Consider the following 13,921-nt stretch of genomic DNA (forward strand, 5'->3'; position numbering starts at 1 on the left):
GTGCTCTGGGGGTCCCCCCGGCCGGAGGCTGGGGGAGTGCCGGGCGCAGCCCCTCGTACTGGGCGTACTCGGGGCTTCGCTCGGTGCGGCGAGAGCGCGTGCCGGGCGCCGCGGGGCAGGCAGGACTTTGCGGACACGGCCTAGGGACCGCCGGCACCGCCGATTCGTCGGGTCGCCGGGTCGGCTAGCGCCCGACGAACTGCGGTCCCTGCGGCGGCATCCGGAAATCCGGGTCGGGCGCCGCGGTGACCGGCTGCGGATAGCCATAGCCGGACTGCGCGCCCGCCGCGGCCGGGGCCTGCGGATATCCGTACCCCGGCGCTCCGGCCGGCTGCGGGTAACCGTAGGCGGGCTGGGTGGCCGGCGGTTGCTGCGGAAAGCCGTACGCGGGCTGTGCCGGGACGCCCGCGGGCTGCTCCGGCGGCAGCGGCCGCGAGGCCCCCGGGAGGGGCTGGACGGCCGTCGGCTGCTCGGGACCGACCACCGGCTGGGCGGGCGCGGTCCGGGTGGCGGGGCTCTGGGCGGGGTCGGGCTGCGCGGGTTCGGGCTGCGCGGGCGGGTACGTCGGCTCGGAGCGAGGGGCCGACAGGGGGTCCTCCGCCCCCTCCGACTCGTCCACCGAGATGCCGAAGTCGGTCGCCAGGCCCTTGAGCCCGTTGGAGTACCCCTCGCCCAGTGCCCGGAACTTCCAGCCCTCTCCGCGCCGGTACAGCTCGCCGCAGATCAGGGCCGTCTCCTGGCCCGTCTCCGGCTTCACGTCGAAGTACGCCAGCGGTTCCGCGTCGGCCGAGGCGGCGTCGTGCACCAGGATGCGCAGGGACCGCACCCGGTCGAAGGCGACCCCGTCCGCGGATGCCACCAGCAGGATCCGCCCGACCGAGGGCTCGACCCGGGAGAGGTCTGTCTGGATCGTGTCGGTCAGGCCCTCGGCGACCCGCTTCTTGCCGAGCCGCCAGACCTGGCCGGAGGGGTGCCGGGGCTGGTTGTAGAAGACGAAGTCCTCGTCGGAACGCACACGGTCGTCCGGCCCCAGCAGCAACGCGGAGGCGTCGATGTCAGGGGCTCCGGACCCGGGTGCCCAGCGCAGCACGGCGCGTACCGTGGTGGCTTGCAGCGGGACGTTCGATCCCTTCAGCATCGCGTGCGTCATGCGGTCATCCTGCCCTCTCGGTCCTGGTCACGACAACGCGGGGGCGGGTACTCGACCCGTGTCCGCCCTCCCGGGTGGCCATCGATGACATGGCCGGGTTACCTGGAATTCATGCCCGGTGGGAACCTCCGACATGGATACGTACGTACTATTACCGGCCACCTTTCGAGGATTCACAGGTTGCCCAGACACCGCGGGGGAGTTTACATGCGTCATTTCGGACAGATTGCCCCTGAAGTGCGGAAGCGTCTGTTCCATCAAGAGCCCTGCGCCTTCTCGGCCGACTCTCCGGCCCCGCTGCTCTCCGCGGCCCTGGGCGCCACGCTCTACAGCCCCGCCACTCGGCCGAACCTCGCCGACGACGTCCTCAAGCAGGGCGCGCGCGGTGTGGTGTCGATGGTGCTGTGCCTGGAGGACTCGATCGACGACGCCGACGTGCCGGTCGGTGAGGCCAATCTCGTCCGTCACCTCAATGATCTGGCGAAACGTTCCGACGCCGACGTCCCCCTCCTGTTCGTCCGGGTCCGCACCCCCGAGCAGATACCCGACCTCGTGCGCCGCCTCGGCCCCGCCGTGCGGCTGCTGTCCGGATTCGTGCTGCCCAAGTTCACCGAGGAACGCGGCGTGCCCTTCCTGGAGGCACTCGCCGCCGCGGAGGCCGCCAGTGGCCGCAGGCTCTTCGCCATGCCCGTCCTGGAATCCCCTGACCTGCTGTACCGGGAGTCCCGGGTGCAGACGCTGGAGGGGATCTTCCGCGCGGTCGACAAGTACCGCGACCGCGTGCTCGCCCTGCGGCTCGGCGTGACCGACTTCTGCTCCTCCTACGGGCTGCGCCGGGGCCCCGACATGACGGCGTACGACGTCCAGATCGTCGCCTCCGTGATCGCCGACGTGGTGAACATGCTCGCCCGCGCCGACGGCACCGGATTCACCGTGACCGGGCCCGTGTGGGAGTACTTCCGCGTCCCGGAGAGGATGTTCAAACCGCAGCTGCGGCAGAGCCCCTTCCTGGAGGGCCAGGCCGTCGGACTGCGCCAGAAACTGATCGAGCACTCGATGGACGGCCTGCTGCGGGAGATCTCCCTGGACCGCGCCAACGGCCTGCTGGGCAAGACCTGCATCCACCCCTCGCACGTGCTCCCCGTCCACGCGCTGTCCGTCGTCAGCCACGAGGAGTTCAGCGACGCCCAGGACATCCTGCGGCCGGAACGCTGCGGCGGGGGTGTGATGAGGTCCGCCTACACGAACAAGATGAACGAGGTGAAGCCCCACCGCGCCTGGGCCGAGCGGACCCTGCTGCGCGCCGAGATCTTCGGGGTGGCGAACGAGGACATCGGCTTCGTGGAACTGCTCGCCGCCGGACTGTCCGACTGACCGCAACGATCCACGACCGACGCAAGGGCCCAGGCCGAGATGGACAACGGGAGGCACGAGTACATGACCGAGAGGGCGCGCGCCGAGGGGCGCGCCGGAGTCTGGTCCGGCAGCTGGGTCGCGGAGCGGCTCGGCGTCGAACTCGCCGGTGACGACAGTCTGACCGGCCTGCTGGGCCTTGCCCTGCGCCGCAACCCCAAACGGGCGCACCTGCTCGTCTCCAACGTGCTCGGCAAACACGTCCCCCAGTCGCCCTCCGTCGTCCACGGCCACGGTGTCGCGCTCGGCCGCCGCGTCCGCGACCTGCTCGGCGCCGAGACGGCCGGACACGCGGTCGTCCTCGGCTACGCGGAGACCGCCACCGGACTCGGCCACTCCGTCGCCGACGGCCTGGGCGCCGCTCCCTACCTGCACTCCACCCGCCGCCCGGTCGCCGGGGTCGGCCGCGCGGGCGGCTTCGAGGAGTCCCACTCGCACGCGACCTCCCACCTCCTGCTGCCCGAGGACCCGGCACTGCTGGCCGGTGACGGGCCGCTCGTCCTCGTCGACGACGAGTTCTCCACCGGCAACACGGTCCTCAACACCGTCCGCGCCCTGCACGAGCGCTACCCCCGCAAGCGGTACGTCGTGGTCGCCCTGGTCGACATGCGCTCGCCCGCCGACGCCGGCCGGCTGGAGGACTTCGCCCGGGAGATCGGCGCCCGCGTGGACCTGGTGACGGCCGCCTCGGGCACGGTGCGGCTGCCGCCGGGGGTTCTGGAGAAGGGGCAGGAACTGGTCGCGCGGTACGAGGCAGGGAGTGCGGGCGCGGGTGTGGGTGCGGGAACCGGCGCCGGGGGAGCCGTCGGCCGGGTGGCCCGCGTCGACCTGCGCTGGCCCGACGGGGTTCCCGACGGCGGACGGCACGGGTTCACGGCCGCGCACCGTGAGCGGCTGGAGAACGCGCTGCCCGGCATGGCGGCCCGGATCGCCGACGCGCTGCCCGCCGGCGCCCGGCGCGTGCTCGTCCTCGGCTTCGAGGAACTGATGTACGCCCCTCTCCGCCTGGCCGACGCCCTCGAGCGGGCCACCGACGCCGACGTGCGCTACTCCACCACCACCCGCTCTCCCGTCCTCGCGGTCGACGACCCCGGCTACGCCATACGCACCCGCCTCGTCTTCCCCGCACACGACGCCCCGGCCGACGGCCCCGGCGAGCGCTACGCCTACAACGTCGCCGGCGCCGGCTTCGACGCCGTCGTCGCCGTCGTCGACTCGGCCGCCGACACCCCCGAACTCCACGCGTCCGACGGGCTGCTGGGCCGGCTCGCCGCCCATGTCCCGCACGTCCTGCTCGCGGTCGTCCCGTCGTACGTCCCGCACGCCCCGCACGCTCCCGAAAGGCCCCCCATGCTGCCCGAGCCGCTGCGCGGCCCCGACTTCTCCTCGTACGCGTCCGACGAGGTCGGCTGGCTGCTCCAGGACTTCTCGGACGTGACGCTGGAGGCGCCGACCGAGGAGCGTGAGGAGGCCATCCAGAGCGGCGGCGCGCACTACGCGGAGTCGCTGCCCGTGGAGTACCAGCCCAGCGAGCAGTACCAAGAGCTGTTCCACGCGGCCCTGGACACCTCCGCCGCCCGGCTGGCGCGCGCCGTCGGTGCCGTCACCGAGATCGTGCTCGCGGAGCGGTCGCCCCGCCCCGTGCTGGTCTCCCTCGCCCGCGCGGGCACCCCCGTGGGCATCCTGATGCGCCGGTGGGCGCAGTACCGCCATGGTCTCGACCTCCCTCACTACGCCGTGTCGATCGTCCGGGGCCGGGGCATCGACGCCAACGCACTGCGCTGGCTGGCCGCCCACCACGACCCCGCCGACGTCGTCTTCGTCGACGGCTGGACCGGCAAGGGCGCCATCACCCGCGAACTCGCCGCCGCCCTGCGCGACTTCGAGGTCTCGGACGGCGTCACCGGCTTCAACCCGGAGATCGCCGTGCTGGCCGACCCCGGCTCCTGCGTACGCACCTACGGCACGCGCGACGACTTCCTCATCCCTTCCGCCTGTCTCAACTCCACCGTCTCCGGCCTGATATCCCGCACCGTGCTCCGCGCCGACCTGGTCGGCCCGCACGACTTCCACGGCGCGAAGTTCTACCGCGCACTCGCCGGTGCCGACCTGTCACCCGCCTTCCTCGACGCCGTCTCCGCTCACTACCCGGACGTCACCGACACGGTCCACGCCCAGGCCAAGGAACTGCTGGCCGCCGACCGCACCCCCACCTGGGAGGGCTGGGCAGCCGTCGAGCGGATCAGCGAGCAGTACGGCATCGACGACGTGAACCTCGTCAAGCCCGGCGTCGGCGAGACCACCCGCGTGATGCTGCGCCGCGTGCCCTGGAAGGTCCTCGCCCGGGCCGGCGCCGGCGCGGACCTGGACCACGTACGCCTGCTGGCCGAGCAGCGGGGCGTGCCCGTCGAGGAGGTCGACGACCTGCCCTACACCTGCGTCGGGTTGATCCACCCCAAGTACACGCGGGGCGCTACCGGCGCCGACGGCAAGGCGGTGGCGCTCTGATGTCCGTCCTCGTCGCCAGCGACCTCGACCGCACACTCATCTACTCCGCGGCCGCGCTCGGACTGACCATGCCCGACCTGCGGGCACCCCGGCTGCTGTGTGTGGAGGTCTACGAGAGCAAACCCCTCTCCTACATGACCGAGACCGCCGCCCAACTGCTGACCGACCTCGGCGACACGGCCGTCTTCGTGCCGACCACCACCCGCACCCGCAAGCAGTACCAGCGCATCAACCTCCCCGGCCCCGTGCCGAAGTACGCGATCTGCGCCAACGGGGGTCACCTGCTGGTGGACGGCGTCTCGGACCCCGACTGGCACGCACGCGTGACCGCCCGGCTCGCCGACGAGTGCGCCTCGCTGGCCGAGGTCCGAGACCACCTGATGAACACCGCCGACCCGCTGTGGGTGCGCAAGCACCGGGTCGCCGAGGACCTCTTCGCCTACCTGGTCGTCGAGCGCGAACTGCTGCCGGAGGAGTGGGTGAAGGAACTCGCCGTGTGGGCCGAGAACCGCGGCTGGACCGTGTCCCTCCAGGGCCGCAAGATCTATGCAGTCCCCAAGCCGCTGACCAAGAGCGCCGCCGTCCACGAGATCGCCCGCCGCACGGGCGCCGAACTCACCCTCGCCGCCGGGGACTCGCTGCTCGACGCCGACCTGCTACTCGCCGCCGACCGCGGCTGGCGCCCCGGCCACGGCGAGCTGGCGGACTCCGACTGGACGGCTCCGGCGATCAGCGCCTTGCCCGAGCGCGGTGTCCTGGCCGGTGAGCGGATCCTCCGGGAGTTCCTGCGCGCCGTGAGTCCGGCTCGCTGACTTCGCCGCCCGTGTCACCGGCCCCGTCCTCGGTGCCGGTGCGGCGGCCACGCCTGCGGTTGCCGGCTCCCGGCCGCAGCAGACGCATGCCTATGAAGACCAGCAGCGCCAGGGCGGCGATCGCGAGGATCACCTTCGAGTACGTGGAGGCGATGCCCGAGACTTCGGACCAGTTGTCGCCCAGCGCGTAGCCCGCGAGGACGAAGACCGTGTTCCATATCGCGCTGCCCAGCGTGGTCAGGGCGAGGAAGACGGGCAGCCGCATCCGCTCGACGCCCGCCGGTACCGAGATCAGGCTGCGGAAGATCGGGATCATCCGGCCGAAGAACACCGCCTTCGTCCCGTGCTTGAGGAACCAGGCCTCCGTCTTCTCGATGTCGGAGACCTTCACCAGCGGCAGCTTCCCCGCTATCGCCACCGTGCGATCCCGGCCGAGCAGCGCGCCGATCCCGTACAGGGCGAGCGCGCCGATCACCGAACCCGCTGTCGTCCACAGCAGGACGGCTATCAGGTTCATCCGGCCGGAGCTCGCCGCGAATCCGGCGAGTGGCAGGATCACCTCGCTCGGCAGTGGAGGAAAGAGGTTCTCCAGAGCGATGGCGAGCCCGGCGCCCGGTGCGCCGAGCGCGTCCATGAGGTCGTTGATCCACTGCGGTGCCGCGCCGCTGTCGGCGGCCGGCTGCGCTGCGATGGCTGTCATGACGACCACGCTAGATAATGGCGGCTGAAGAGACCCTGAGGAAGACCGCAAGATCGCCTGCGGTACACCGCAGGCGGGAATTGCGGTTTTCCGCAGTGTGCGCCGCTGCCGCGCCCGGCTAGCCTCGCGATCATGCGAGTCATGGCGCGACGTGTGGTGCGGTGCGGGGTGGGCCTGATCATGGGGACCGCCACGGCCGCCGTCGAGCTGCTCTTCGCCCTGCTGGCCGGGGTGGTCCTGCTGCCCGTCGCGGCCTGGCCGGCCGCCCGCCGTGCCGTCCTGCGCCCGGTCCTCGCGGGCGCGCGGATACTGGCGGAGCTGGAGCGGGCCCGGCTGCGGCTGTGGCTGGACCTCCGGATCACCCCCGCGTACGAGGACGCGCGGGCCCTGCGGTACGTGGCCTGCCACTGGGCGCTGGGCGCCTTGGGCGGGGTGGTGATGCTGACGGCCGCCATCGGCCTCGGGTACGGCACCTTCGGGCTGTACGGCTGGTTCCTGCTGGACGGCATACGCAACCCCGGTTCGTTCGTCCTCGGCAGTCTCGGCGGCCTCTTCCTCGTGTTCCTCGCCGTGCAGGGAATATTCGGGGTGGCGGGCCTGGAGGGACAGCTCGCACGTCACTTCCTCGGCCCGCGGCACCAGGAGGAGCTGGAGCGGCGGATCGCGGAGCTGGCCGCCAGCCGCGCCGCCGTGGTGGACGCGGTGCACGACGAACGGCGCCGCATCGAGCGGGACCTGCACGACGGCGTGCAGCAGCGTCTCGTCGCCCTCGGCATGCTGCTCGGCCGGGCCCGCCGCAGCCAGGAGGCCGGCCGCCGTGACCGACTGCTGGGCCAGGCCCACGACGAGAGCCGCCGCGCCCTGGACGAGCTGCGCGAGGTGGCCTGGCGGATCTATCCGACGACGCTGGACGAGGCGGGGCTGCGGGCGGCGCTGGAGACGGTCGCCGAGCGGGCGTCCGTGCCGGTGGGGGTGGAGTACGACCTCGCCGACGAACCCGAGCAGGCGGTGGCGACCGTCGCCTACTTCGTCGTCTGCGAGGCCGTCACGAACGCGGTCAAGCATGCGGCGCCGACCCGGATAAGCGTCGCCGTCAGAGCGGAGGAGGAACGGATGTACGTGAGCGTCCAGGACGACGGCTGCGGTGGGGCCGACGCCGCCGGCAGCGGACTGTTCGGGCTCGCCCGCCGTGTCGCCGCCCTCGACGGCAGCCTGAGCGTGGTGAGTCCGCCGGGTGGGCCCACCCTGGTCTCCGCGGAGCTGCCATGCGGCTGATCCTCGCCGAGGACTCGACCCTGCTGCGGGAGGGGCTGGTGCGGCTGCTGACGGAGGAGGGGCACGAGGTGCTCGCGGCCGTCGGCAATGCGGAGCTGCTGCTGAAGGCCGTCTCCGAGGACCCTCCGGACGTGGTCGTCGCCGATGTCCGGATGCCGCCCACGCACACCGACGAGGGCCTGCGCGCGGCCCTGGAGATACGCGAGCGATGGCCACAGGTCGGGGTGCTGGTGCTCTCGCAGTACGTCGAGAAGCGGTATGCGACGGAGCTGCTGACCGGGGAGACGGAAGGAGTCGGATACCTGCTCAAGGACCGGGTGGTCCAGATCGACGAGTTCCTGGACGCGCTGGAGCGGGTGGCCGCCGGGCGGGCGGCCTTCGACCCCGAGGTCGTCCGCCAGCTGCTCGGTCGTACGACGCACGGTGATCTGCTCGCCCGGCTCACCGGACGGGAGCGGGACGTGCTGGGCGAGATGGCGCAGGGGCACACCAATGCGGCGATCGCGCGGCGGCTGCACATCTCGCAGAGCGCCGTGGAGAAACACACCAACGCGATCTTCGACAAGCTGGAGCTGACGGGAGGTGAGGGCTATTCACGCAGAGTGCTGGCGGTGCTGCGCTATCTGGGCAGCTGAGGGCGGCCGCCCCGCGGGCTCAGCCGCAGCAGCCCCCACCGCAGCAGCCGCCGCCACCACTGCCCGGCGACGGCGCGGGGGCGGACGAGGCCGCCGAGCCGCCGACCGCGACCGTCGACAGCAGCTTCACCGTGTCGTCGTGGCCCGCCGGGCAGGCGGCGGGGGCGGAGGACTCAGCCATGGGACGGCTCAGTTCAAAGGTGTCGCCGCAGCTCCGGCAGCGGTACTCGTAGCGAGGCATGCGCACAGGTTAGCCGGACCGGCCCGCGACCGGACCCGGCGGCGGAGAAGTGGCCGCCGCCCCGCCCTGCGGTCAGTGGCCGGCCCCGCGCTCCTCACGGATGTGGGAGACCACCTGGCTTGTCGACTGCCGGACCGCTTCCGTCTCCGTCAGGAAGTGCCAGTAGTCGGGGTGGCGGCCCTCCAGCGTGGTGATCGCCCGTTCCAGCCGGGCCACGGCCTCGTCCAGGGGGCGCGCGTGACGCGGGTCGGGAGTGTTGCGGCCCGCCATGGCCAGGCGTTGTGCGTCGCGGATGGCGAAGCGGGTGCGCTCGATCTCCTGCTGCGGGTCCTTCTGCACGGCGTTGAGCTGCCGCAGCCGGTCACCGGCCGCCGAGACCGCCTCGTCGGTCGTGTTCAGCAGTGCCCGGACCGTCGAGAGCAGGGCGGTGGCGTCGGGCCAGCGCTGCTCGTCCCGGGCGGTCTGCGCCTCGGTGAGCTTCCGCTCGGCCTGCCGGACCGATTCGGTGGCCTGGTCCGGAACCTGCTGGAGGTCCTGCCAGCAGGCGGCGGTGAACCGGCGGCGCAGTTCGCTCAGCACCGGTTCGACCTGCTCGGTGCGGGTGGTCAGGGCCTGGGCGCGGGTGCGCAGGGAGACCAGCCGGTGGCTGATCTCGTCGGCGCGCTCGGGCAGCCGCTCCGCCTCGGCGCGAACCGCCTCGGCCTCGCGGGTGACCCGCTCGGCCCGCTCCAGGGTCTGGGGTACGCCGTGCTGTCCCGCGCCCTGGTTGAGCCGGGTCAGCTCCGGGCCGAGGGTGGCGAGGCGAGTGGCGAGGTCGTCCGCCTTCAGCCCGGAGCCGCGGGCGGAGTCCAGGGCGTTGGAGGCGGCGAGCAGGGCCTGCCGGGCGCGTTCGACGGCGGGTGCCAGCCGGGCCAGCTGGGTCTCGGCCTTGCCGAGCAGGGGACCGAGGCCGTCGGCGAAGCGGTCCAGTTCCTGCTTGACCCGGCCCAGTTCGTCCTTGGCCGCGGTCAGTTCGCCGCGGGCGCGGGAGGCGGCGGAGGCCTCCAGGTCGTCCCGGTCCAGGTCGTGGGCGTCGACGGCACCGATGTACTGATGGCTGACCTCGTCGATGCGCCGGCCGAGCGCCTCGAAGTCGGTGACCGCGCGCCGGGCGGCGGGGGAGGAGTCGACGGCCGCGATGGTCTCTATCGAGATCCGCAGGTCCCGCTGGGCGCTGTCCAGCTCGTAGAAGGCGGCCGCCGCGTCGTCCTTCGCGGCCTGGGCCTCCGCCCGCTGGTTCTCGGCCCGCCCGCCGAACCAGCGCCGGGTGCCGCCTCCGGTGAACGCGGCGGGCAGCGCGAGTACGGCGAGGACCGGCAGGCCCATCAGGGTGAGGGTGTCACGGACCGCGCTCGGAGGGCGGCGACGCGAGCGCTGCGGCGGGCGCGACGCGCGCGCCACCATCGGCGAGTACGGCTGCGATGGTGTCGCCGTCACATCCCTCTCCCGTGTCGTCCGTCCTGCCCGGGTCCATTCTCCCACCCGACAGAGACGAACACACGGGCCGGTCAGTTCGCGGTTCGGACCGTGACTTTGCCGTCTTCGGTCCGGGCGTTCACCACATGCGTGCTGGTCTCGTCCCGCGGTACGGAGACGTCGACCCCGCCGTCATCGGACTTCGTCGACACCTTGTACGTGTCCCGGGGCAGGGTGATCGACACGGAGCCGTCGCCGCTGCGCGACTCCACCAGGTCCGGGACGGCGCCCAGTACGAGGCGGACCGAGCCGTCCCCGGTGTGTGCGCTCACCCGGCGGGAGGAGACCTCCGCCCGGACGGAACCGTCGCCGGTGCGCAGTTCCAGCGGTCCCGAGGTGTCGGTGACGTGCACGGATCCGTCGCCGGTACGGATATTCAAGGGATCCCGGAACCCACGTGCCCGGACGCTGCCGTCCCCGTCCTCGACCTTGACGGCGATGCCCCGCGGCACCTCGATGCGGTGCTTGGCCTCGCAGTCGGCGATCACGCCGGAGCAGTGCACCCGCAGTTCCAGCCGGTCGCCGTCCATCTTCCAGTTCACCTCGGGCTCCGAGCCGACGGCGACCGACCCGGAGAACCAGCGGGTGACCTCGATCTTCCCGGCCTCGTGGTCGTCCGAGGCGACGATCTCCAGGGCGGAGTCGTCGGAGTCGACGGTGAGGGTGCTGCCCCGCAGACCGAAGGACCGGTGTTCGGGTTCCTTGTCGTCCGATGCGGAGGCGCAGGCACTGAGACCCGCGACGAGAACGGCGACGGCGCCTGCGGCGGCCAAGGCGCGAGCGTGAACGGTACGGGCGGGCATGACGGTCTCCCCCTGGGACGGACGGTGAGGTGCCGCGCCGGGGCCTTCCGGAGTGGAGGCGGCCCTGCCGACGAGGCTCTTCGACCGTACGGAGCACGGGCCCGCAGGGGGATCCGGGTCACTACCGGATCCGGGGTGGGGATAACCCCCGGCTCGGGCCATGTAGGCTGTCGACTCGTCCTGGGTGCGTAGCTCAGGGGTAGAGCGCCTGCCTTACAAGCAGGATGTCGGCGGTTCGAAACCGTCCGCGCCCACCAGGACCGGCGCCGCTGTCGTCGGTGATGAGGCCCCCGGAGATCCTCCGGGGGCCTCTCGCGTGCGGGCGCCGGTGATCTCTCTAGGATGAGGTCCGTGAGGAGCCCCGAGCAGCACGTCCCGCGACCGCCTGTGCGGTGGTGGCAGGCCGTGTGTGTGCTCGGACTGCTGGCCGGGCTGTTCGGCATGCACGGGCTGGCGCCCGGCGGAGGTCTCCCGGAGCACTCCGCCCGGCACTCCCTCCCGAGTCCCGCGCCGCGGGCCGGGGCGGCCCACACCGGATGCGCCGAGGACGACGGTTCCTGCGGCGGCGGACATCTGGGGCACGCCGATCCGGTGTGCGCGTCCGGCGCGGTGAGCCACGGGCCGGTGCTGCCCGGCCTTGTTCCCGACCCGGTGTCCGTGGCCCCCTGCGCCGGGGGCGTGCACGCGTACGCGGCCGACGCGCCGGACGGTGCGCGGGCGCCGCCCTCCCTGGCCGAACTCCAGCTCCTGCGGATATAGGCACCGCCTCCCCGGACCGCGCCATCTGTGTGCGCGGTGCGGAGCGCAGGCATGTCCATCTGCCTTCACACTGCAGGAGTTCACGCATGACCAGCATCATCAGCCGCAGTACCCGTATGACCCGTACGACCCGCACGCGCCGTATCGCGCCCGTCGTGGCGGCCGCCGTCGCCACGTTCGTCCTCGCCGCCTGTGGGGGTGACGGCGGCGGTGGACACGAGGGTTCGCACGGGGCCGCCTCGGCGTCCGCCACCGACCCCGCGGGGCCCGCCGGGAACGAGGCCGGCGAGCAGGCGCACAACGCCCAGGACGTCGCCTTCGCGCAGGGCATGATCCCGCACCACCGGCAGGCACTGGAGATGGCCCGGCTGGCGGCCGACCGGTCCGGGACGCCCGAGGTCGCGGACCTCGCCGCACGCATCGAGAAGGCGCAGGACCCCGAGATCACGACCATGACCGGCTGGTTGAAGACCTGGGGCGAGGAGGTGCCGGAGCCGACGGGGTCGAGGTCCGGCATGGATCACTCGGCGCACTCGGGCATGCCCGGGATGATGGACGGACAGGACATGGCGGAGCTGGAGAAGACCTCGGGGCGGACCTTCGACACGAAGTTCCTGACCATGATGGTCGAGCACCATGAGGGCGCCGTCGAGATGGCCGGGACCGAGAAGGCCAAGGGCCGCTACGCCCCTGCCAAGGCCCTCGCCGACGACATCGTCACGGCACAGCAGGCCGAGATCACCGAGATGAACAGGCTTCTCGGCAAGGACTGAACGCCCGCACGGGTCCTGCTCGGGTGACGTCGCTCAGGCGTCCCCGGGCGGGGTCTTGGGGAGCGGGGTGTCGTGGGCGCGTTTGAGCTCCGACCGGGCGTTCACCTGGTCGGGGCCGGTTATCTCCGACCAGTAGCGATGCGTGCTGACGAAGACGGCCAGCTCGCGCTCGCGCTGCCGGAGCTTCTCGACCTCGGCCTGTTCGTCGGCCGACCAGCCGGGCGAGGCCGGGCGCTCGACCTTGCGCCAGCCGTTGTCGTCACTGAATCCGTCCAGGGGCTCCACGGACCAGGGGAGTCTCTTCAACAGGGCCGTCAGCTCGGCCCGGACCTGATGCAGTTCCTCCTGACCGGCGAGGAGATCACTGGGGAAATCATAGGTCGTTGCCACAGCCTCAATGATACGCCTGTTCGATTTTGAGGCGCGCGTTCCCTTCAGTGGTTCACGCGAAAGGGTGGCCCGGGTGCACGTCGGCTCCGGGCCGGCTGTCAGACCCCTGCCCTACCGTGAAACACATGGATGGCGTGGACGAGCGGGCCGGGCGGAGTGGGGAGCGGGTGTGCCTGGTCCCCTGGGCGGAGGGGGATCTGTGGCTGCTGCGCAGGACCAACAGCGCCGAGATGACCGCGCATCTCGGCGGCCCGGAGACCGAGGAGCAGCTCGCGGCCCGGCACCGGCGGTACACCGGCTTGCGGTCGGGGCGGATGTACCGGGTGACATCGGGGGACGGCGCCGAGACCTTCGGCTCGATCGGGTTCTGGCGGCGGACCTGGCGGGACGCGGAGGTCTGGGAGACCGGGTGGGCGGTGCTGCCGGAGTTCCAGGGGCGGGGGCTGGCGGTGCGGGCGGCCAGGGCGGTCCGTGAGGCGGCCCGCGCGGACGGCTCGCTCCGGTATCTGCACGCGTTCCCCAGCGTCGATCACGCCGCCTCCAACGCGGTCTGCCGCGGAGCCGGGTTCACCCTGCTCGGGCAGGCCGACTTCGAGTACCCGAAGGGCCACTGGATCAGGTCGAACGACTGGCGGGTCGACCTGGAGAGAGGAGACTGAGGCCATGTGCCGCAGCATCAAGACCCTGCGTCCGCCCGCGATGCCCGAGGAGGCCACGGAGGACGAGATGAGGGCAGCGGCCCTCCAGTACGTGCGCAAGGTGTCCGGTTTCCGCGCGCCCGCCGCGCACAACCAGGAGGTCTTCGACCGGGCGGTGGAGGCCGTCACCCGAGCCACGGCCGACCTGCTGGCCGGCCTGGAGATACGGGGCGCCTCCGGCGCCCGACGCGCCTCCTGACAACGCCGAGCGCAGTCTGCACGGCGGCAGGCGGGCGGACTGCGCCAGGC

At 72.3% G+C, this 13,921-nt stretch carries 15 protein-coding genes and 1 tRNA gene; 10 read left to right on the plus strand and 6 right to left on the minus strand.

Annotation, left to right across the window (positions count from 1 at the left end; genetic code table 11):
* Window positions 1–184 precede the first annotated feature (184 nt).
* Complete coding sequence (locus tag ACFW01_RS37830; RefSeq protein WP_234954278.1) at window positions 185–1,150, minus strand: TerD family protein; 966 nt, start codon at window positions 1,148–1,150, stop codon at window positions 185–187.
* Window positions 1,151–1,357: 207 nt separating this feature from the next.
* Here ACFW01_RS37830 and ACFW01_RS37835 point away from each other — a divergent pair, with 207 nt between their 5' ends.
* The 3 genes from ACFW01_RS37835 (at window position 1,358) to ACFW01_RS37845 (ending at window position 5,883) form a co-directional block, all read left to right on the plus strand.
* Window positions 1,358–2,524 (plus strand): HpcH/HpaI aldolase/citrate lyase family protein, encoded by a 1,167-nt coding sequence (locus tag ACFW01_RS37835; protein ID WP_234954276.1) that lies wholly within the window; start codon window positions 1,358–1,360, stop codon window positions 2,522–2,524.
* A gap of 63 nt (window positions 2,525–2,587) precedes the next feature.
* Entirely contained in the window at window positions 2,588–5,071 is a 2,484-nt protein-coding gene (locus tag ACFW01_RS37840; protein ID WP_234954274.1) for a phosphoribosyltransferase, read from the plus strand.
* Window positions 5,071–5,883: an HAD family hydrolase gene (locus tag ACFW01_RS37845; protein ID WP_122620336.1), complete on the plus strand. Its 813-nt coding sequence runs from the start codon at window positions 5,071–5,073 to the stop codon at window positions 5,881–5,883. Before ACFW01_RS37840 ends, ACFW01_RS37845 begins: the two co-directional genes overlap by 1 nt.
* Here the strand turns inward: ACFW01_RS37845 and ACFW01_RS37850 are convergent.
* Window positions 5,801–6,583 carry a DedA family protein gene (locus ACFW01_RS37850; RefSeq protein WP_234954272.1) on the minus strand — a complete coding sequence of 261 codons (783 nt, stop codon included), beginning with the start codon at window positions 6,581–6,583 and terminating at the stop codon, window positions 5,801–5,803. The genes ACFW01_RS37845 and ACFW01_RS37850 overlap by 83 nt on opposite strands.
* A 132-nt stretch (window positions 6,584–6,715) precedes the next feature.
* Between ACFW01_RS37850 and ACFW01_RS37855 the strand changes: the two genes are divergently transcribed.
* Entirely contained in the window at window positions 6,716–7,858 is a 1,143-nt protein-coding gene (locus tag ACFW01_RS37855) for a histidine kinase (RefSeq protein WP_234954270.1), read from the plus strand.
* Entirely contained in the window at window positions 7,849–8,493 is a 645-nt protein-coding gene (locus ACFW01_RS37860; RefSeq protein ID WP_234954268.1) for a response regulator transcription factor, read from the plus strand. Before ACFW01_RS37855 ends, ACFW01_RS37860 begins: the two co-directional genes overlap by 10 nt.
* 19 nt (window positions 8,494–8,512) lie before the next feature.
* Here ACFW01_RS37860 and ACFW01_RS37865 read toward each other — a convergent pair whose 3' ends face one another.
* The 3 genes from ACFW01_RS37865 to ACFW01_RS37875 form a co-directional block, all read right to left on the minus strand.
* Window positions 8,513–8,734 (minus strand): zinc ribbon domain-containing protein, encoded by a 222-nt coding sequence (locus ACFW01_RS37865; RefSeq protein WP_234954266.1) that lies wholly within the window; start codon window positions 8,732–8,734, stop codon window positions 8,513–8,515.
* Between the two features lie 72 nt (window positions 8,735–8,806).
* Entirely contained in the window at window positions 8,807–10,210 is a 1,404-nt protein-coding gene (locus ACFW01_RS37870) for a hypothetical protein (RefSeq protein ID WP_234954264.1), read from the minus strand.
* Window positions 10,211–10,281: 71 nt separating this feature from the next.
* Window positions 10,282–11,052, minus strand: coding sequence for a DUF4097 family beta strand repeat-containing protein (locus tag ACFW01_RS37875; protein ID WP_234954262.1), 771 nt, complete (start codon window positions 11,050–11,052; stop codon window positions 10,282–10,284).
* A 182-nt stretch (window positions 11,053–11,234) separates the two neighbouring features.
* On the opposite strand from ACFW01_RS37875, the gene ACFW01_RS37880 reads away from it, so the two are divergent.
* The 3 genes from ACFW01_RS37880 (at window position 11,235) to ACFW01_RS37890 (ending at window position 12,584) form a co-directional block, all read left to right on the plus strand.
* Window positions 11,235–11,309 (plus strand) — tRNA-Val (locus tag ACFW01_RS37880).
* A gap of 85 nt (window positions 11,310–11,394) precedes the next feature.
* Window positions 11,395–11,811 (plus strand): DUF6153 family protein, encoded by a 417-nt coding sequence (locus ACFW01_RS37885; protein WP_384511325.1) that lies wholly within the window; start codon window positions 11,395–11,397, stop codon window positions 11,809–11,811.
* A 116-nt stretch (window positions 11,812–11,927) separates the two neighbouring features.
* Window positions 11,928–12,584: a DUF305 domain-containing protein gene (locus ACFW01_RS37890; protein ID WP_384511331.1), complete on the plus strand. Its 657-nt coding sequence runs from the start codon at window positions 11,928–11,930 to the stop codon at window positions 12,582–12,584.
* Between the two features lie 33 nt (window positions 12,585–12,617).
* Here ACFW01_RS37890 and ACFW01_RS37895 read toward each other — a convergent pair whose 3' ends face one another.
* Window positions 12,618–12,974: a hypothetical protein gene (locus tag ACFW01_RS37895; RefSeq protein ID WP_234954259.1), complete on the minus strand. Its 357-nt coding sequence runs from the start codon at window positions 12,972–12,974 to the stop codon at window positions 12,618–12,620.
* A 125-nt stretch (window positions 12,975–13,099) separates the two neighbouring features.
* On the opposite strand from ACFW01_RS37895, the gene ACFW01_RS37900 reads away from it, so the two are divergent.
* Both ACFW01_RS37900 and ACFW01_RS37905 read left to right on the plus strand, forming a co-directional pair.
* Window positions 13,100–13,633 carry a GNAT family N-acetyltransferase gene (locus tag ACFW01_RS37900; protein WP_384511328.1) on the plus strand — a complete coding sequence of 178 codons (534 nt, stop codon included), beginning with the start codon at window positions 13,100–13,102 and terminating at the stop codon, window positions 13,631–13,633.
* A gap of 4 nt (window positions 13,634–13,637) precedes the next feature.
* Window positions 13,638–13,871, plus strand: a complete 234-nt coding sequence (locus tag ACFW01_RS37905) for a DUF2277 domain-containing protein (RefSeq protein ID WP_161327246.1) — start codon at window positions 13,638–13,640, stop codon at window positions 13,869–13,871.
* Window positions 13,872–13,921 lie beyond the last annotated feature (50 nt).

It is taken from the genome of Streptomyces sp. NPDC058985, from assembly GCF_042740985.1.
Taxonomy (GTDB): domain Bacteria; phylum Actinomycetota; class Actinomycetes; order Streptomycetales; family Streptomycetaceae; genus Streptomyces.